Consider the following 19304-nt stretch of genomic DNA (forward strand, 5'->3'; position numbering starts at 1 on the left):
GGGAGACCAATACGAGAAAGTCAAACCCCTCGAGCAGCGCCCGACTATCTGACGGACCAACCTCCGTGGGCCTCTCGGCATGCAACGCCAGGTACTCCTCGCGCTCGGGCTCGGGGAAGCCAAGCTGGTACCAAGTTCCGTCATCGCGCGCGTCATTCTTCGCCATGCAGACCACCCCCTCAATCCCAAGATCCGTAGGAGGCCGAGACGTTCTTGCCGCCACACTTGGGACACCCCGCAGAGACAAACCCTTCGCAGCGGGCCGAAAGTTCCTCCTCGCTCATGGAAGGCACGCACTCTCCGACCCGCAGCGATTCTCCGCACGAGGGGCACTCCTCAGGGATGGCGTGATACTCCAACCAGCCATTGCCGCCATCGTCAATCTTCAGCGAAATGCCCAAAACCACCTCTCCACAGGAAGGGCACTCGAAGTAAGAATTCTCTCGCTGCACCGTCCACCCATCGGGGACGCCGTTTCCAAGCAGGACTTTCATCGCCGACCCAAGGTCACCCTGCTCGGCCTGCTCCACCACGTCCGCCGGATTGAAGTCCGAGAAGCCCCCGCCGCAAAGGAAGCCCTCGCCGGCACCGCAGTCTCTGCAACGCCACTCGAACAAGCGGCCCATACCTCGCGCCCTCCTCACCGCTAGATGACGAAGAACCCAACTGGTTGTATTATTTCTCGCCCACGCGACATTAATTAGGGCATCGGGTGCCCAGGTCGGGCCACCCCCGACGCCGTCCGCATCACGGAGAATAGCTCCTATTCTTAAATCGACTCCCCGCCAACTGGGCAAACGCAGAGCTCGTTTAAGAAAAGGAGCTATTCTCCTCGAACCAAGTCCGCATGCAAGTCGCAAGAAAGCGCGAAATCCCCAACCTCACCGCACGGGGCCCTTGGCACCGTTGTGGCCCAGGTCCTCGACTCGACAGGCGTCGTAGCCCTCGTAGGCGTACGAGGCGTCGATGCTGCGGGCGAGAAGCGCTGCGCTATACAGGTCGTCCGAGAGCGACGGCCCGAGAAGCGCCCCGGATCAAACCCCCGTTCTCGGGTGCCGGTACTGGCCGTGCTCGCGGGTCCTGCCGTCGTATTGGATGGCGAACTTGGGGCAGCGGTGCAGGCAGTCCAGGCACGTGATGCAGCGCTCCTTCACCCAGACGGGCCGCCCATCCCTCATCTCGATGGGCCTGGTCGGGGCACTTCCTTGCGCAGAGCCCACAGCCTATGCAGGTGTCATCCAGCGTGAAGTGGGACGTCTTACGCATCTTCTCGTACTCGGGAAGGGCAACTCGCGATGTGAAGTAGGGCATGGCGCGCCTTGCGAAGTTGCCGTACTCACGCCGCTCAATCCGCCCGACGATCTCGGAAATCTCCTCGTCGGCCTTGCGGTTGGTCTCGGCGACCTTGTACGGGTCTGAGAGGTCAAAGGTGGGCGTCCAGTTGTCCGGCATCCTCACGCTAAAGAGCGCATCCAGGGAGAAGCCTCGTTCGCCCAGCAGTTTCCTCTCCTGCTCGCCCGTGAACCCGGAGTGGTGCCGTAGGTGACGACGAAGAAGGCGTACCCGGGCTGCTCCGCCACGAGCGCCGAGAATAACCGCATCACTATCTCGGGAAGGCCCCAGGCGTAGGTCGGCGTGACGAAGCCGATAACGTCCGGCCGAGAAAGATGCCCATCACACTCCTGGATGCTCCGTGCCTCGTCACCCAAGGCCCCGACAATCCTCTCGGCCACGTACTTGCTGTCCCCGTCACGGAGAAGTAATGGACCATCTTCCGACGCCCCGCTTTATTGAGTTTGCATGCCCCCCCACATTCTGGCGGAGCCGTGGCGGAGCGGATGCTTCTCCCGCCGCATTCTATGCGGGGGACTGGCATGGGCGAGAGGCACTGGGCACGTTGCGATGCGAGCAGCCCTCCCCTACCGCGCGCCGGCGAAGGCGTCGAAGATCCGCTGTTTGTTCGCCAGGATCTGTATGATTCTCTCGTCGATGGTCGTGTGGCGACGCAAGCTGGGACTGCGCAAGGTCGTGATAGAACCCGTGCGATGCCCGCTGACCTACGAGGAGCTCAGACTGGAGGAGTTCGGGCGCGACCGCGGCGGGACCTGGGTGGACGAGATTCCGAACGGGAACGACCACTTGATCGATACAGTGCGATATACCGTGAGGGACGACGTCCTGCGCGGTGAGTGCGAAGCCCAGAGCGTTACAGACCGAGCTCGTCGACGACCTCGCGCATAGCGAGAGCCCACCCTAGCTGCTGCTTTATATAGCCAGGCCAGGAATTTTCATTACCCTTTATCTTGCAGTTCTCCTTGAAGAAGCGAAGACCCGAGGCCTTCTTGGCTTCGTACGGTTCCGCTTTGAGGTCGAGGCGGTCCTCGAACGTCGAAGCGTTCTCGATCGCCTTGCGGCCTATCGCCTTGTCGCCTGGTACACAGAATTCGACACCAATCTTGTTCCTCTGTGTGTTAATGAGCAGAGCGATGTGATATGCAGAAGACCCGCAGCTAAGGTCCGACCAATGCTGTGCAGCCGGCTTGTGCGGGCTAAAGACCTTGAGGAATTCGGGCGACTTCTCCGCAATGTCTTTGTACATGGTCCAATAAGAGAGCTTGATGCGTTCGGTATCATTGAGTCCCTCGCTAAGCTTAATTGTCCTAGCCCATTCGTTCGGCTGCTCCACGACGTTGAAGCGTGGCGCGGGAAGTGAGCCTCCAATGGACAAAAGCTCGATTTCCACGAGGAAGAAGCCGAGGTTGTCGTCAGTGCGATCGTTTAGCCACTCGATAGCTTTACGATGCTCGTCCCGCGCATGTTTCACAACCCAGATGACAACGTCTGCACCCTTACCTGCGGCGTAGGTGATTATCTTTCCCAGGTGGTCGTGGTTGGTATCCTCAAGCTGGTTTTCGATGATGACTGTTCGCCCTGTTCCGCTCTCTCGCGCAAGGATGTCGGCATTGAATGACCCCACTGAGGACTCCGTCTCGACAAGCTCAAGCTCCATACCAACGGAGAGCCCAAGTGAATTCAGGTTCTCATCTTCCGACAGCCATTTCGTGAAGTCGTGGGCTTCGTGTGGCCAAACCGTACGCAGATCTACCTCATCCAGTTTGCCAAGGTTGTATTTCTTGTTCATTCGCGCTGTCCGCCATTCCCGTTTTTCTCCGATTACTCGATTTTCACTTTCACGAGCTCTTCCTTCAAGAGGAAGAGTTTCGTCGCTTTGTGAGATATCACGTTGGTCGTGGATGCATTGAGATCGTCACTAACCAGTCCCACCAATGAGTGGCGCCGCCTTACCAAGGTTGAAGGCTTCCCTGCTCGTCAAACTTGGCAACGACGCGGAAGCCCATGTGCTGGTTGATCTTCGTGAGGGTCACCCGAGTAATCTTCTCGATGGCGATTCTGACTGTTTTCTCCCCCACCTTTGCCCCCGCCTTCTGAACACACCTGCGACGATATCGCCGACGAGGGCAACTCCGCAGTAGTCTGTGCCTGGTTGGACTTCACGTCGCGCCAGCCGGGGCGGGCAATTAGACAACCATGTGCACCTGCGCGTAAGCAACACTGGGGATGTTCGCTGGGATGGCGGCGAGCAAGGCGCCGAGTCCCGTGATGAGGCCAGCCGCGGTGCACTTAGCTATCTGCCAGCGCACATGGTTGGATTGCGCGTCGAGCGCCTGAATCATCTTCTTCTGGCCGAGAACTTCCCTGTTCTGCTCGCCGTTCTTGACGTCACTGCTCACTACGAACACCTCCTCTGAGTAAATCGGAAAGACCTTCGCAGCTCGACTGAGACACGTCAATTCAAACGGCATCGTGGTCAGATTAATTCGCACTTGCGACGATGAAAAACGCGAGGGAGCGGGTCCGCATGACGACATCGAAGGGAGATGTACCGGTTGCCGGAGCACGTGAGGGCGTACCTGAGCGGCTAGGAACTCAGCGCGGGCGCTGGAGGACATGGAACCGCACGTGCGGGAGTGGGACTCGTGGATGCGGGCTGTCGGGGAGCTCTACGACTACCAGGACACAGACGGCTTTGGCAGGGTGTACCAGGTACATAGGCGCACGGTCATACCTGCTGTGCGGGTGTGCTGGGAGTGTAGACCACTGCTCCTGGACGAGAAGACAGCGGTAGCAGGCAATTCGCGAGAGTACACTGACTGGTCCAACCCTTCCTTCTCGTTCGTCTCATAGAAGCTTCCAATAGCGTTGGTTATCGATTACCAAAATTTTTCTCTTGACGTCTTCTCATTGCTTGGTATTCTATAACCAACAATTTGGGTTATTGATAACCGAGGAGGTTGTCTTGGCTTACGACAAATCTGATGCCGACATCCAGACAAGGCTGTGGAACGTTGCGGGTGCCGTTAGGGGCCGTATCAAGGATTTCATTGGCGACGGATCGCTCAACCTATTCGCTTACGTCGCTTATCGCGCCCTCGACCGTGGGCTCAACTCAGAGGGCCTCACCTCCGGGAACCTCCTCGATGTCATAGACTCGACTCCCGTCAGCGCTGAGCACCGTGCCACCCTTCGTAGCCTTGTCTCCAACGACACGGTCGACGTGTTCCGCGACCTGATGAGAGACTTCTCCGACAAAGAGCTCAGGGACATCGTCCTGCGATGGGAGATCGAACCCCTCACGCGCTATTCCTTTGACCGTCTCAAGGACCCCGACCTGCCCCCCTCACTTCAGAGGCTGGTCGTGGACCTGCTTCACATCAAGAATGACGACTATGTCGCCGACCTCCACTGCGGCGACGGCGCATTTCTGATGGACGTGCTTGAGGCCAACCCCTCTGCCAGGGTGTACGGGAACTCCGCCGACACCCTGCGCGCTTGCCTCGCGGAGGTACGCATGAGCCTCGTCGGCGCCGAGCACCTCATCGAACGCCGTGACGACCTCCTTGGCGGGCACCTGGGGACCTTCGACAGGGTCTTTGACGCGCCTCCCATCGGCATGCGAGTCGCCTTTCTGGCCAAGGGCGCGACGTCTTACCTTAAGCCCCTCCTCGACGGAACGGACCCCATGGGAAGGCCCTCGTCTGCCGACTGGCTCTACTGCAGGCTGGCGTACGACTCCCTCACCGACGAGGGCACCGCAGTCGTGATCGTCACGAACGGCGCCACGTTCAACGGCGGGGACATCCAGACGCGACGCTACTTCGTCGAGAACGGCATGGTCCGTGCCGCAATTGCGCTCCCCGAGGGGCTTTTGACATACACCACCATCCCTCTCACCGTCCTCGTGCTGGGGAAGAACGACGGCCCCATCCGCTTCGTCGACGCCACAGACCTCGCCACGCTCGGCCGCAGAACGAATGCACTTTCCGACGACGCGATTTCGAAAATCGAGGCCAGGCTCTCGCAGGACGGCGACATGAGCCGTCTGGCGTCCCGCGAGGACCTCGCCACCCGCGACTACAGCCTCTATGCACCCCGCTACCTCTACGAGGCCCCCGAGCTCGTCAACCCGACCCCCCTCGGCGACCTCGCGGTGAGCATAGAGCGCGGTGCCTCCATCCGCGCCTCCGACCTCGATGACCTCACGACTCCCGAGGATACAGGCCTCTACTTCCTCAGGCTCGCCGACATCAGCGACGGGTCCATCTCTGACGACCTGCCCCACCTTAAGAGCGTTGACCCCTCCACCGAGAGGCAGTGGCTCCGCAGCGGGGACCTCATCCTCTCCAAGAACGGGGCCCCCTTCAAGGTGGCGGTGGCGGACGTGCCCGACGGAAGGACCGTCCTCGCCAACGGAAACCTCTACATCATCAGGGTCGATACCGAGCGCGTTGACCCCTACTTCGTCGCCGCTTTCCTCGCGAGCGAGGACGGGAAGAGAAGCCTCGAATGCATGGTCGTGGGCACCACCATTCCCAACCTCCCACTCCGAAACCTGAGAAACGTGCAGCTACCAGTTCCCGACATGGAGACCCAGCGTCGCGTTGCCGCGAGGTACCGCGCAGACCTCGACCAGATTGCCGTGCTCAAGATTAGGCTCGACTCGGCGCGCGCCGCCCTCTCGGCCTCGTACGACGAGGAGATGGGACATTGACGCTCTCCCTCTACGAGCTCGAGGACCTCCACAAGGCGGTCAGCGAGCGGATCGGCGACGAGCTTCTCCCCGCACTCTCCCGGGCGAACCGCACGGGGGAGCTTGGCGAGCTGCTCCGCCTCCTCGGCATGGGGGACCTCGTCGGGGACGACGGCAGCGCGCACGTCGTGCCGACGAAGGTCGTCGTCATCGGCGAGAGCGTCGTGAGCGAGAGCAGGCTCCGGAGCATCGCAAAGAGGCATGGAATCTCGGGGAAGGACATCGAGTTTGCCCTTGGTTACGAGAGAGCCAAGTGCTACCCCTTCCCGAAGCTGCGGGACTCCCTCACCTACCGCGCCGTCCTCGTCGGCCCCATGCCTCACAGCACCTCCGGCAAGCGAGACGCGTCCAGCGCGATTGCGGAGATGGAGAACCATCCGGAGACGTATCCCCCCGTCATCAGGATGCATGATGCCAATGGGTTGAAGATCACGAACAACAGCTTTGCCCAGGCGTTGGACGAACTCCCAAAGATATGAATTGCTTGATACGATTCACTATATGAGACTTGATGGAATGGACACGCATCATGCCTAGACAAGCCAAAGCCAAGAAGCAGAAGGAGCTTACCCTCGAGGATGCGCTCTGGAACTGCAGAGTAGCGCTTCGCGGCGTTGGAAGTATCGAGAAGAACCGCGACGCAGTCATCAGCCTCGTGTTCCTCAAGTTCGCAGGGGACAAGTTCGAGGCGCGGCGCCGCGAGCTACCCAACGTCCTGAAGGAGCAGTACGGCCTAGACGATTGCCCGCCCGAGATGCTCGAGGACCCCGCATTCTACAATGCGGCAAACGTCTACTACCTTCCCGAAGAGGCACGCTGGTCCTACCTCGTGAAGAACGCCGGCGCAAATGACATCGCAGTGAAGATTGACAACGCGATGGCGGAGGCCGAGCACATCAACCCCGCCCTCAAAGGTGCCCTCCCGCTCGGGCTCTTCGCCACGCTCGGGGCAGAGATTCGTTCCATCAAGGCGCTCATAGACGCAATCAACCAGATCAGCGAGACGCGCTTCCACGAGGAGGACCTCATCGGGCGCGTCTATGAGTACTTCCTGCAGATCTTCGCCGTGGGAAGCTCCAAGGAGGACGGCGAGTTTTACACGCCGGCCTGCATCGTCCGCCTCATCGCCGAGCTCATCGAGCCCTACGAGGGCACCGTCTACGACCCGTGCTGCGGCTCGGGCGGCATGTTCGTGCAGTCGCGCAAGTTCGTGGAGCGCCACCACGGCAACAGCTCGAAGATCTCGGTCGTGGGCCAGGAGAGCAACCCCGATACCTGGCGCCTATGCAAGATGAACCTCGCCATCCGCGGCATCGCCTGCAACCTGGGCGACGCGAACGCATCGACCTTCACCAACGACAAGCACCCGGACCTCAAGGCCGACTACGTGATGGCCAACCCGCCCTTCAACCTCAAGAACTGGCGCGACGAGGACGAGCTCACTAAGGACCCGCGCTGGCGCGGCTACGCCCTGCCGCCCGTCGCCAACGCCAACTACGCCTGGATTCTGCACATCCTCTCGAAGCTCGACGTGACGCACGGCGTGGCAGGGTTCCTGCTCGCCAACGGCGCGCTCAACGCCGACGGCACCGAGCAGGAGATCCGCCGCAAGCTCATCGAGAACGACAAGGTCGAGGCAATCATCGTGCTGCCACGCGACATGTTCTACACGACTGACATCTCGGTGACCCTGTGGATCCTCAACATGGACAAGGCCGGCGGCACGAAGGACGGCCGCAGACTGCGCGACCGGCGCGGCGAGGTGCTCTTCTGCGACCTTCGCACGTGGGACGAGAATGTGGAGACCTACACCTACGACAAGGGCAAGCGCAAGAAGAAGACCGTGCTCACTCCCGAGCAGATCGAGCGCGTCAAGGACATCTACGTGGCCTGGCAGACGGGCGAGGGCTACGAGGACGTACCCGAGCTCTGCAAGTCGGCGAGCGTTGACGGCCCCGACGGCATCGCCGCCCACGACTACACGCTTACGCCGAGTAAGTACATCGAGTTCGTGGACCACGACCTCGAGATCGACTACCCGAAGGAGATGGCCCGCATCCAGGGCGACATGCACAAGCTGCTTGCCGAGGAGAAGGAGTCCCAGGCCGCGCTAGAGGCCGCGTTCGAGGGGATCGGCTATGGGATTGACTAGGGTGCGGCTGGGAGAGCTGCTTACTCTCGTAGAGCGGCCAAATGCGGATGGCATCTACGGCATCGACGACGTACGTGGCGTAAACAACCTCAAGCTCATGATCCGCACCAAGGCCGATGTGTCGAAACGCAACTTCACCAAGTTCCAAATCGTCAAGCCCGGCGAGTTTTTCTTCAACCACCGCACTTCGCGCAACGGGTCGAAGTTCAGCATTACCTACAACTACGACAATGTGCCCCACATCGTCACTGAGGACTACGTCCTCTTCTCCGTCGCAGATAAGAACATTCTGTATCCAGGATGGTTATATCTTTATGTGTGTCGTGCCGAGTACGACCACTACGTCATCCAGAACTCATGGGGTAGCTCGACGGAGTTCTTCAACTGGGAAGACCTCTGCGACACGGTCGTCGACCTGCCGCCCATCGACGTGCAGCGAAAGTATGTCGCCATCTACGAGTCCATGCTTGCTAACCAGCGTGCCTATGAGAGCGGCCTCGATGATGTCAAACTTGCCTGCAATGCACTGCTTGACAGATGCAAGCTTTCGTCTCAACGGATTCGAGTGGGCGACTGCGTCAGCGAGGTCGATAGACGCAATGGCGACAACAGAATTGATTGCGCCTATGGCATCAATATCAACAAGGAGTTTATGCCCTCGAAAGCCAGCAGCGACGACTTGCGCAACTACAAACTTGTGTTTCCGGGCGAGCTAGCCTATAGCTCTATGCAAACCGGGCGCGACAAATGCATTCGCATTGCCCTCCACGAAGGTGAAGACAGCATTGCTGTTTCTCCTGCTTATTCTATTTTGCACATGAAGGAAAGCAGCGCACTTTCCGCAGAATACCTTATGACGTGGTTCTCCCGCCCAGAGTCCGACCGGCTCGGGTGGTTCCTGAGCGATGCAAGCATTCGCGCAAACCTTGATCTCGACCGATTCCTCGACATTGAGATTCCGGTTCCCGAGTTTAATGTACAGGTCGCCATAACATCGATCTACAAAGCCCTACGCGCGAGAACTGCAATCAACAAGCGCCTAAAGACGCAACTCAGGGAAATCTGTCCCATCCTCATCAGGGGCTCAATCGAGGAGGCTTTAAAGCAGCCATGAAACAGGTCTTCTCACAACGATGCGAAGGGCTACTCCATACCGGTGACGATGAGTCAGAAGATGATTTGTGTGGCAAGATAGATTCCGCTACCCGGCGTAGGCTTGCAAGTGTGGTCGAAGACTTCCGCGAACCCCAGGCCTACCACCCCAATAGATATGACAGCTGGACCGAGGAAACCGACGCTCTAGCCTCTGCCATCGGACGCCTGAGCGACATCCTTGGCTATTCTCCCATCATGGACTTCGCGTCCGATAGCTTCTTCACGGACAGCAACGAGCAGGGCCAGATAGCAAATCTCCCCACTCCCCACCTCTTCGACCTTATTGAGCTTCAGTACGATGAGCTCTCGGACTCCCCAACTGACGGGCGGGAGGAATACAGAAAAGAAATCAACTCGGCGTTCCAAGAAGACAACGTGCCGTGGCTCCTTGTGGATGGTCGCATGGTCAAGATAGACGCACAGCAGTTCGAGCAGGATCTGAAGAGGAAGGCACTCGAGCGGCTTCACGAGCTTAAGGATACCTCCCCAGCTTTTCAGTCTGCATATGACGAGTTGACCAAAGCAGTCGAATTCCTGAAGAAGGGCGACTATCCAGAAGCCATCACAAACGCCGAGAAAAGCTACGAGAGCGTCATGAAGGTCATCTGTGCCGAGGAAGGCCAGGAGGTGAGCAGCGAAAGTGCTGACATGCTGACAAAACGACTTTCAGAGGGTTCGTACCTGACTCTGCCTGACAGCCTTTCGTCTGGTGGCCTCAAAAGCAATGTGCTCATGTCACTACCGTACCTGCGCAATCATGCAGCCGCTCATGGAGCAGGTTTGGACAACTCACCCATCGACAGGCCACTTGCAAACCTGGCAGTCAACCTTGCGGCCGCTCTTGATATGTACCTCATAGACGAGTGGGCGGACCAACAACAGACGAATGAGAGTTAGGCTCCATTATGGACACGTATGACTGCGCTAACGCTAACGGAAAGTTCACAGAGGACCAGCTGGAACAGGCAATCATCAGCATGTTTCAGGAGATCGACGAGCGTTGGGGCTACGTCAACGGCAAGACCATGCACCGGCGCTTCGACGACGTGCTCCTGGAGGACCGCCTGAAGGCGAATCTCCTCAGTCGCTATTCCGGCCTCTCGCTCACCGACACCGAGCTCATCACTATCGTGAACAAGATCAAGTACGTACCCGCCGACCCTCTCTATGAGGGCGCGCGGCAGACCTTCTGGCGCATCAACGAGGGCTTCGACCTCAAGCGGGAGGACCCCTCGCTTCCCGCCACACACATAGAGTACATTGACTTCGACAACCCCGGGGCAAACGACTTCCTCATCGTCAACCAGTACAGCGTGCAGGGTTCGGAGCTGCGCCGTCCAGACCTTCTGTGTTTCGTGAATGGCATCCCCCTTGCCATATGGGAGTTCAAGACCGCCATCGAGGAGGACAAGACCGTACACGACGCCTGGGAGCAGATCACCATCCGCTACCGCCGCGGCATTCCCAACCTGCTCAAGTACTGCTGCCTCGCCGTCATAAGCGACGGCGCCAACAACAGGCTGGGAACGACCTTTACCCCGTACCGATTCTTCTACGCCTGGAACAAGGCCGACGAGCAGGACGCCGTGAGAAACGGCATCAGCTCGCTGCGTACCATGGTCAAGGGGGCCTTCACGCCAGAGAGGCTTCTTGCCATCGTCCGCGACTTCGTCTTCTTCCCCGACGACGACAAGCACGAGACCGAAATCGTGTGCCGCTACCCGCAGTTCTTCGCCGCAAACAGGATGCTCGACCACATCTGCGCGCACCTTCGGCCCGCCGGGGATGGCAAGGGCGGCACCTACTTCGGCGCCACCGGCTGCGGCAAGACGTACGCGATGCTCTTCCTCACGCGACTCATGATGCTGAGGCGCACCGAGGAGCTGGGCAATCCCACGGTCGTCATCCTCGTTGACCGCGAGGAGCTGGACACCCAGACCTCCGAGCTCTTCGTGACCGCCAAGCACTACCTGCACGAGGAGGACGTGAGGAGCATCGAGTCGCGCGAGGACCTTGGGAACACGCTTCGCAACCGGCCGAGCGGCGGGGTGTACGTGACGACCATCCAGAAGTTCTGCGAGGGGACGGGACTGCTCTCGGACCGCCCGAACATCGTCTGCATCTCGGACGAGGCACACCGCACGCAGACTGGCGTTGGCTCGCGCCTGAAGATGACCGACGAGGGCGTCTTCACGCGCTACGGCTTCGCCCACTACCTGCGGCGTGGGCTGCCAAACGCGACCTACGCCGGCTTCACGGGCACGCCCATCGACGAGACCCTCGCCGTGTTCGGCCCCATAGTGGACCGCTACACGATGAAGGAGTCGAGCGACGACGGCATCACCGTGCGCATAGCCTACGAGCCGCGCCTCGCCCGCGTGCAACTCTCCGACGAGGAGACCAGGAAGATCGACGAGTACTACTCCCGCTGCGAGGACGAGGGCTCGAACCCCGAGCAGGTCGAGGAGAGCAAGCGCGCCATGAGCGCGATGACCGTGATCCTTCGCAACCCGGAGCGCATCAGGAAGCTCGCAGCGGACCTTGTGCAACACTACGAGGCCCTGTGCGCGGAGCAGCCCGAAGTGGTCAAGAAGGCCATGGTCGTGTGCTCCGACCGCTTCCACGCATGGGACCTCTACCAGGCGATTCTCAACATACGACCCGATTGGGGCGTTCCCCGCAAGGCCGAGGACGAGTCGAAGCTCACCAAGGAGCAGCTGGAGGAGCTCACAGAGCTCCCCAAGATCAACCTCGTTGCAACGCGCGGCAAGGACGACCCCAAGGAGCTTTGGGACCTGTGCGGGACCAAGGAGCACCGGGCCATGCTGGACACGCAGTTCAAGAATGATGACTCGAACTTTCGCATCGCGGTCGTGTGCGACATGTGGATAACCGGCTTCGACGTGCCCTCGCTCTTCGTCATGTACATCGACAAGCCTCTGCAGCGCCACACCCTGATCCAGACCATCTCTCGCGTGAACCGCGTGTTTGACGGCAAGGACAAGGGCCTCGTCGTGGACTACATCGGCATCAAGGACAACATGATGAAGGCCCTCAAGACCTATGGGGGCGATGATCAGGGCTCCATCGACCAGCTTGCGGTGACGCTGGGAATCTTCCGCAACCACCTCGCCATGGTGGATGACCTCATGAGCGGCTTCGACGCGTCGCCCTTCCTCATGGGCAAGCCGCTGGAGCGCCTGGACTGCCTGAACAACGCCGCCGAGTACGTCCAGGCGAGCAAGAGGATGCAGACACGGTTCATGGGGCTTACCCGCGTGCTCAAAAGCGCCTATAACATCTGCTTCCCCTCGGGAGAACTATCGGACCGAGAGACCTCGATGGCGCAGTTCTACCTAGCAATCCGCTCGATCATCTACAAGCAGACCATGGGCGACACCCCTGACGCGGAGACCATGAATGCCGTGGTCGAGGACATGGTGGCCAAGGCCATCAGCTGCACCGGGGTCGAGAGCATCGTCGACGCTCAGAAGACGGAGGACCTCTTCAGCGACGAGTTCTCCAAGGAACTCGATCAGGTCAAGATGCCTATCACCAAGTTCAACGCGCTGCTCAAGATGGTTCGCAAGGCAATAAGGACGTACGGCCACACGAACAAGGTTAAGGCCATGGAGTTCGGCGAGCGTCTGCGCAAGGTGGTTGAGGCCTACAACAACCGTGACAACCTTCAGTTCACGAGCGAGGTAGTGTCCGACTTCGTGGATGACCTCTCGGACCAGCTCATCCAGATCATGAAGGACCTGGAGAAGGACAGGAGCTCCTTCGAGCAGATGGGCATCACCTATGAGGAGAAGGCGTTCTACGACATCCTCGTGAAGGTGCGCGACGACCACGGCTTCCCCTACGCAGAGGACAAGTGCGTGACGCTTGCCAAGGAGATCGCGAAGCTCGTGAACGACAAGGCCCAGTTCGCAGACTGGTCGACGCGCGACGACATCAAGAGCCAGCTGAGCATGGGGCTCACCGTACTGCTTTACAAGAACGGTTACCCACCGCAGTGGGACGACGAGGTTTTCCAAAAAGTGCTCGAACAGGCAGAGAACATGAAGAGGAACGAGGACGAGTAGACGTGACAGTCGATTGCTTTCAAAGCGGTTATCTCACTGAAGCGTTGAAATCTTGCCTTCGCAAGATGAAGGACGAAATCAGCAAGCTCACCTCACGAGACATGGACCGGACGAGTCGGGACGAGTGGGTGGATTACTTCGTGTCCAAATACGAGGTGGAGCCACTCGTTATACAACCCGAGGCTATGTCTATCGATTTTGGCGAGAAGACCGTAAAACAGTACAACAACTGGGCGAGAATGATACCTGACGAGCCCGAATACCTTGATGTACCTGGCATCCGAGCAACCTGCAAAGTACCCTTTACTGGCGATACGGGGCTCTTCAGATTCACTCCAACCACTAGCACCATTCGACCGTTCCGGCTTGATAGGCTTATTGATCCAAGTAATGGCCACGCTGGTTACGTGTGCCTCTCATACGAGATGACCCAACGTGACGCCACTGCCGAGGCAATCAAAGGTCATTTCAACGAGGAGGCAAACGCCTTTAAGGATGAGGCTGAACATGCGAATGCAGATGTTGCAAGTTTCAATGCCTCACTCAGGAGCGAGGTTGAGAAGGCTATAGACAAGCGCATTGACCAGCTTGACAAACTCATTTCCCTACGGCAAGACCTCAATCTTCCGCTGAGCGTGGTCAAGGACGCTCCGATGGCCAAACCCATTGTTCCTGCCCGAAAAAAGTTGACCTATCCAAGGCCACAGCCATCTGAAACCGAGTGCTCGTACAGCATCACAGACGCTGACTATAGGCATATCACTGATATCATCGACAATTTCGGCAGTTCGATGGAGTGTGCTCCTGGTTCATATGTCCCATTTGGTGAGGAGCAGCTCCGCGACCACATGCTTTCTGTTCTCAACACGCACTACGAGAACGCTACAGGCGAGACGTTCAGAAACCACGGGAAGACCGACATCCATATCCCGCTTGAGAATCACTCTTCATACATTGCCGAATGCAAGGTCTGGCATGGCAAGAAGAAGTTCCTCGATGCCATCGAACAGCTCTTCTCTTACACGACATGGCGCGACACGAAGGTCTCCGTCATCGTCTTCAACAAGGAGGTCAGTGACTTCCAGAAGGTTCTATCTGGCATCCAAGAAGCACTGGACGAAAGGGCAATTGGGGTTGGGAAACTGGGTGGCCATACCATGTGGAGCTGTCGTATCCAGAATAACGAGGACGGCAGAATAATGCACGCCACAGTCCACGCCTTCAATCTCTACTACTCAGGGCATGGCAAGGCCAACGCTTAAGCACGTTCCTAAACTCAACGATTGAAGTTCGCCGTAATGAAGCAGACAGAATTAGTGAAAGCATTCGTCAATGGAGCTACCCAAAGAGAGGCAAAGTCGCTTCACCTAGTTGGCGACCAGCTCATTCACTACAACACCCCCATAGCCGAACGGCATGGCGGCAAAATCATCCTGAACTACACACGCTACTCACTGGCAACCGGCAAGGTCCAGAAGATGATCACGGACCTCGTTCCATCAGAGCTGCTTATCTTCGTCAAAGGAGTTGAGGCGGAAACAAAGGGCTCGCTCGCAAGATTCTGCAATGAGGACAAAGTCCCTGAGTCATACATCGCCTTGGCTATCCACAAGACGCTGGGTCATGGCTATGTCATTTCAATCGAAGGGAACAAGCTAACAGCCTCCTTCAAGGGCAAGGTAAGGGAGTTTCTATATCCGGATGTAATCGAGAGAGGTCTCCTCACGATACTGAAAGATTGCAAATAGGCTCGCCTCCCTCGCATCCGAGGACCCCCCTTGTGACACCCCCCGGACAATGCCCGTACCTAGAAGGTGCGGGCATTTCTCTTTGTCCGCCGACGCGGAAAGGCGGTCGCAATGGAGGGTGAGTCCAGTGGCGTGCAGCAGGCGCAGAGCCAGGTCGAGCAGGGCGAGAACCAGCGGCAGGGCTGGCAGGAGCCGGGCGTTGATGCGCAGGCGGAGCAGAGGCAGAACCAGCAGGAACCCCAGACGGACGCGGTGAGCGGCGGCGACACCGACTACGCCGCACAGTTGAAGGCCAAGGACGTCGAAATCGAGGCGCTCCAGGCGAAGGTGGCCGAGGCCGCCAAGACGGCGGAGGCGACGGAGAGGCTCGGCAAGGAGATCGCCGACCTGAAGGCCCGCCTCGCGAACGAGCGCACGGAGTTCGCGCTGAGGTCCGCTGGCGCGCGGTCCGTCACCACCTCGAAGGCGCTCCTGGCGGAGCACAACGGAGGACGTGGCCGCGCTCGCGAAGGCGGAGCCGTGGCTCTTCGAGACAAAGGGCTCGAGCCAGGGTTGCGCCACCGGTCTGGAGCCGGCCGGCACCTCCGGCGGCTCTGACGACCAGTACATGAAGCACTGGGAGAGAATCGCAGGCCTCGCCGACGAGGGCAAGGAAGGCTAAGGCATGGCCAACAACATCGCAGCTATCAAGAACTACGCGACCGTCCTCGACCGCGTGTACCAGAAGGAGGCGACGAGCTCGTGTCTGAACTCGCCGGCACGCATGACGCGAGCGGGACGCAACGCTAAGGAGATCATGATTCCGAAGATCTCCGTGACGGGGCTCGGTGACTACACGCGAAACGTGGGAGCAGTTGACAATGAGGGTTCCCGGCGAAGATGAACTTCTCGCTCACTGAAGCATGATGTGAATGAGCTACAAGCTCAGAGCTTATCGAGCTGCGGGCGGCGCGACATGTCCGGAGGCCACTATCTTCTATCTGCTGCTGTATGCGCTTCTCTACATCCTAAAACACGAAACTTGGGACGGCAGAGTTGCCGCGAACGAGCTTCACGAGATCCTGCACGCCATGAAGCCGAGGGAAGCATTGTTAAGCTTCCTGTTCAAGTTGTCAATGCCATCGCTTCACCTTCTAATGCCCCCGTATGCCGCCTGCGCTACGCACTCTATGGGGCCGGCGTCTCTCAGAGACGCTCTGGCCCTCTCCACTTGTCGCTCGCTCTTGCCAATCGCAGTCGCTATCTCTTTTGCTGTCGCGATTGGGTTCGCTTGGATTACATCGAAAACAGCTCTCTCGATCACCGACAACGCCTTTGCCCCAACGACATTACCGACACCATTACCGACATTACCGACATTACCGACATCATTCCCGACGTTTGTTCCGCTAGCTGGACAGCTGACTTGGTCGCTAGGCTTGTTCCCCTGGCCGCTCCTCGGTGGTTCCATGTTGTCGCGCACCAAAACGATGTACAAGTCAATCCATCACGCTATAGCCGCCCTTGGCGTTGCTCCGGAAGATCCCCCGTCTTGATGTTGTTGTTGAAGATAGTCTTCGGACGCGTCCACTACGACAGGAGGTCGAGCTCCTATGGGGAGCTTGATGCCTTTTACCATGCCGCACCACCAAGTCGAGGAATTTTGTAGGGAGCATGGCATTGATTGCCATATCAAGAGCGGGACGGCAGATTAGTTTGAGACATAAGAAAAGCCCGACGCATCGGGCTTTTCCAGGTGTCGACCGAAGCCTTCCACCGCTATTGAGGCTATTTTACAACGTTGGTCAAGCTGTTAGACCTGCGACAATCTGTTACTTACAAACGGCCCGTAGACAAGGAAGCGTAGGAGTGGCAATGTGAGTAGCCAGAGTGACTGCGAGAGTGCACGGATCATGAACTTGAAGTGCATTTAAGCGCCAACGGCAGCGGAGGCAGCCCGTTCCTTCTCTGTATGTATGTCTTCATCGCTTGGATCCTATCGCATTGCTCTACACAATTAAGGTATCAACGCACCAGCAGCGATAGCCCCGCACCCCTCGCCACCGTGACACCCGGTACCCGAAAGGAGCCCCATGCCCTCCTCGCAGCAGCACTCCCCCACCCTTCGCGACTGCGTCTACGGCCAAGCGGTGGGCGACGCCCTCGGCATGCCATACGAGTTCCGCGCCCGCGGCACGTTCGAATGCACGGGCATGGTGGGGCACGGCTCGCACAACCAGCCCGCCGGCACCTGGAGCGACGACACCTCCATGGCGCTCGCGACCTGCGACAGCATCCGCGCCACGGGCCACGTCGACGTGCGCGACATGCGGGAGCGCTTCGTCCGCTGGTACCGCGAGGGCGCGTACACCGTGAGCGGCCTCTTCGACATCGGCGGCACCACCGCCGACGCGCTCTCCTCCGGGCGCGGTCGCGCGGGCGAGCGCGACAACGGCAACGGCTCCCTCATGCGCATCCTCCCGCTCGCGTTCACGGACGCGACCGACGACGAGGTTCGCGCGGTCTCCGCCATCACGCACGCGCACGCCATCTCCCGCGAGGCGTGCGTCCGCATGGTGCACGTGGCCCGCAGGCTCATCGCCGGCGAGGGACCGCGCGACGTCGCGGGCGGCCTTACAGGCGTCCCAGAGAGCGAGGTCCGCTCCGGCGGCTTCGTGCTGGACACCGAGCGCGCCGCCCTGTGGTGCCTCGCCAACACCTCGAGCTACGCCGAGTGCGTGCTTACGGCCGTGAACCTTGGGAATGACACGGACACCACGGCCGCGGTGGCAGGCGGGCTCGCGGGCATCGCGTACGGCATGGGCGGCATTCCGACCGAGTGGCTCAACGCGCTTCTCGGCAAGGCGACCATCGACGCGTGCCTGTTCTAAGGTGCAATCCGTGGTATAAAGTCGCTGGTAGTGGTGTTGCCGCTACCTCCATGTGCCTGGGGAAGTCCCCCGGCTTTTTGCTCTTTGCCCTATCCTGCGCTTCATCCCGTAGACACCACTAGGACGCCCACCCCCCAAGGAGACCCCATGTGGAAGTGCCCCAAATGCGGGCGTGAGTTCGCGCGTGCAAACCAGTCCCACTACTGCGGCGAGAAGCCCCTCACCGTCGACGAGTACATCGCCCAGCAGTCGGAAGAGGTGCGCCCGGACCTTCTCCACGTGCGCGGCATCCTCAGGGCCGCCCTTCCCAACGCAGAGGAGAGAATCTCCTGGAGCATGCCCACGTACTGGCAGGGACGCAACCTCATCCACTTTGCCGCCAACAAGCGTCACATCGGGCTTTACCCCGGGGATGCTGCCGTCGAGCACTTCGCAGATGAGCTAAACGGCAGGTACGCCTACAGCAAGGGGAGCATCCGCATCCCCTACGGCCAGGTCGACGCCAACCTCATCGCGCGCCTCGCCACATGGTGCCTCGACGAGATGAAGTCCCAAAACCCCAGGTAGAAGCCAGCTGTTGATTGGGCACGGAGCGTGCGTGCCCCTCGCGAGGAGGATGCCGGAGGCACGTCTGCCCGTCTGGGGCCGCATGCCTGCACAAAAATCGACATTGACGGCCCAAATTCGAGGTTCTGCTTAGTATCACCCCGCAGGTGACATTTCCCTACCTGCGGTTCCGCAAAAAGTTAGAGTTTTCGTACTCGGCGTTTCGCCCAAAACGGGCCGTCAACCGCGAATTTTGAGCAGAGGTCCCCCGCGGCGCTCCTTCTAACCCTATGTATGGCCCCGCATTCCCCCAATATTGGCGCGTTTGGGACCCCGGACGTTCCTCTGGACCGCCGCTACGCCGCGTAACCCAGCGCCGCACGGTGCTCCCTTATCGTCCTCCATCCTAGCGCCTTCTTCGGCTTCCCGCCCCTGTACCACTCGATGTAGGAGCCCAGCCTCTCGCTGAACTCCGCGAACGTCACGCCCCGCCAGTCGGTCCCGTGGAAGAAGTCGCTCTTGAGAGTGCCGAAGAACCCCTCGCACCTCGCGTTGTCCGGGCTCCTGGCCTTGCGCGACATCGAGCGCGTCACGTGGCCGGCGGCGCACGCCGCCGCCCACTCGTCCGTCATGTAC

At 59.4% G+C, this 19304-nt stretch carries 19 protein-coding genes; 12 read left to right on the top strand and 7 right to left on the bottom strand.

All coding sequences use genetic code 11. The features are described 5' to 3' along the window. Positions 1-179: 179 nt before the first annotated feature. The 6 genes from BMX94_RS06555 to BMX94_RS06580 all read right to left on the bottom strand — a co-directional run bounded on the left by BMX94_RS06555 (position 180) and on the right by BMX94_RS06580 (position 3752). Entirely contained in the window at positions 180-626 is a 447-nt protein-coding gene (locus BMX94_RS06555) for a hypothetical protein (RefSeq protein WP_091004970.1), read from the bottom strand. 364 nt (positions 627-990) lie between these two features. Next, positions 991-1452 (bottom strand): 4Fe-4S binding protein, encoded by a 462-nt coding sequence (locus tag BMX94_RS10865; RefSeq protein ID WP_091004972.1) that lies wholly within the window; start codon positions 1450-1452, stop codon positions 991-993. A gap of 2 nt (positions 1453-1454) precedes the next feature. After that, a complete protein-coding gene (locus tag BMX94_RS06565; RefSeq protein ID WP_143052285.1) occupies positions 1455-1733 on the bottom strand; it encodes a hypothetical protein in 279 nt (92 codons plus the stop codon). 473 nt (positions 1734-2206) lie between these two features. Then, entirely contained in the window at positions 2207-3142 is a 936-nt protein-coding gene (locus tag BMX94_RS06575; RefSeq protein ID WP_091004977.1) for a DUF4268 domain-containing protein, read from the bottom strand. 160 nt (positions 3143-3302) lie between these two features. Then, positions 3303-3431, bottom strand: coding sequence for a hypothetical protein (locus BMX94_RS10750; RefSeq protein WP_286160048.1), 129 nt, complete (start codon positions 3429-3431; stop codon positions 3303-3305). A gap of 108 nt (positions 3432-3539) precedes the next feature. Next, the gene (locus tag BMX94_RS06580) at positions 3540-3752 is read right to left on the bottom strand and encodes a hypothetical protein (protein WP_091004979.1); all 213 of its coding nucleotides are present in this window, start codon (positions 3750-3752) and stop codon (positions 3540-3542) included. Positions 3753-4318: 566 nt separating this feature from the next. Between BMX94_RS06580 and BMX94_RS06590 the strand changes: the two genes are divergently transcribed. From BMX94_RS06590 to BMX94_RS06650, 12 genes are all read left to right on the top strand, one after another. Then, on the top strand, positions 4319-6070 hold the full coding sequence (locus tag BMX94_RS06590; RefSeq protein ID WP_091004983.1) for an N-6 DNA methylase: 1752 nt from the start codon (positions 4319-4321) through the stop codon (positions 6068-6070). Beyond that, on the top strand, positions 6067-6588 hold the full coding sequence (locus BMX94_RS06595) for a hypothetical protein (protein ID WP_091004985.1): 522 nt from the start codon (positions 6067-6069) through the stop codon (positions 6586-6588). The genes BMX94_RS06590 and BMX94_RS06595 overlap by 4 nt, the downstream gene beginning before the upstream one ends. A 50-nt stretch (positions 6589-6638) precedes the next feature. After that, entirely contained in the window at positions 6639-8261 is a 1623-nt protein-coding gene (locus BMX94_RS06600) for an N-6 DNA methylase (RefSeq protein WP_091005024.1), read from the top strand. Next, positions 8248-9375: a restriction endonuclease subunit S gene (locus tag BMX94_RS06605; protein WP_091004986.1), complete on the top strand. Its 1128-nt coding sequence runs from the start codon at positions 8248-8250 to the stop codon at positions 9373-9375. Before BMX94_RS06600 ends, BMX94_RS06605 begins: the two co-directional genes overlap by 14 nt. Then, a complete protein-coding gene (locus BMX94_RS06610; RefSeq protein WP_091004988.1) occupies positions 9372-10313 on the top strand; it encodes an abortive infection family protein in 942 nt (313 codons plus the stop codon). Before BMX94_RS06605 ends, BMX94_RS06610 begins: the two co-directional genes overlap by 4 nt. A gap of 8 nt (positions 10314-10321) precedes the next feature. Then, positions 10322-13504 carry a type I restriction endonuclease subunit R gene (locus BMX94_RS06615; protein ID WP_091004990.1) on the top strand — a complete coding sequence of 1061 codons (3183 nt, stop codon included), beginning with the start codon at positions 10322-10324 and terminating at the stop codon, positions 13502-13504. 65 nt (positions 13505-13569) lie between these two features. Continuing rightward, positions 13570-14766 carry a hypothetical protein gene (locus tag BMX94_RS06620; RefSeq protein ID WP_218138468.1) on the top strand — a complete coding sequence of 399 codons (1197 nt, stop codon included), beginning with the start codon at positions 13570-13572 and terminating at the stop codon, positions 14764-14766. A 36-nt stretch (positions 14767-14802) separates the two neighbouring features. Further along, positions 14803-15252, top strand: coding sequence for a hypothetical protein (locus BMX94_RS06625; protein ID WP_091004994.1), 450 nt, complete (start codon positions 14803-14805; stop codon positions 15250-15252). Between the two features lie 111 nt (positions 15253-15363). Next, a complete protein-coding gene (locus BMX94_RS06630; RefSeq protein WP_091004996.1) occupies positions 15364-15849 on the top strand; it encodes a hypothetical protein in 486 nt (161 codons plus the stop codon). A gap of 67 nt (positions 15850-15916) precedes the next feature. Continuing rightward, a complete protein-coding gene (locus BMX94_RS06635) occupies positions 15917-16135 on the top strand; it encodes a hypothetical protein (protein ID WP_286160049.1) in 219 nt (72 codons plus the stop codon). A gap of 1189 nt (positions 16136-17324) precedes the next feature. After that, on the top strand, positions 17325-18122 hold the full coding sequence (locus BMX94_RS06645) for an ADP-ribosylglycohydrolase family protein (protein WP_091004999.1): 798 nt from the start codon (positions 17325-17327) through the stop codon (positions 18120-18122). A gap of 147 nt (positions 18123-18269) precedes the next feature. Next, positions 18270-18689, top strand: a complete 420-nt coding sequence (locus BMX94_RS06650) for an iron chaperone (RefSeq protein WP_091005001.1) — start codon at positions 18270-18272, stop codon at positions 18687-18689. A 335-nt stretch (positions 18690-19024) separates the two neighbouring features. Here BMX94_RS06650 and BMX94_RS10905 read toward each other — a convergent pair. Next, the coding region (locus BMX94_RS10905; protein WP_143052262.1) for an IS3 family transposase at positions 19025-19304 on the bottom strand (280 nt) is incomplete at its 5' end.

The sequence above is a fragment of the Olsenella sp. KH3B4 genome, from assembly GCA_900111695.1.
GTDB lineage: Bacteria > Actinomycetota > Coriobacteriia > Coriobacteriales > Atopobiaceae > Tractidigestivibacter.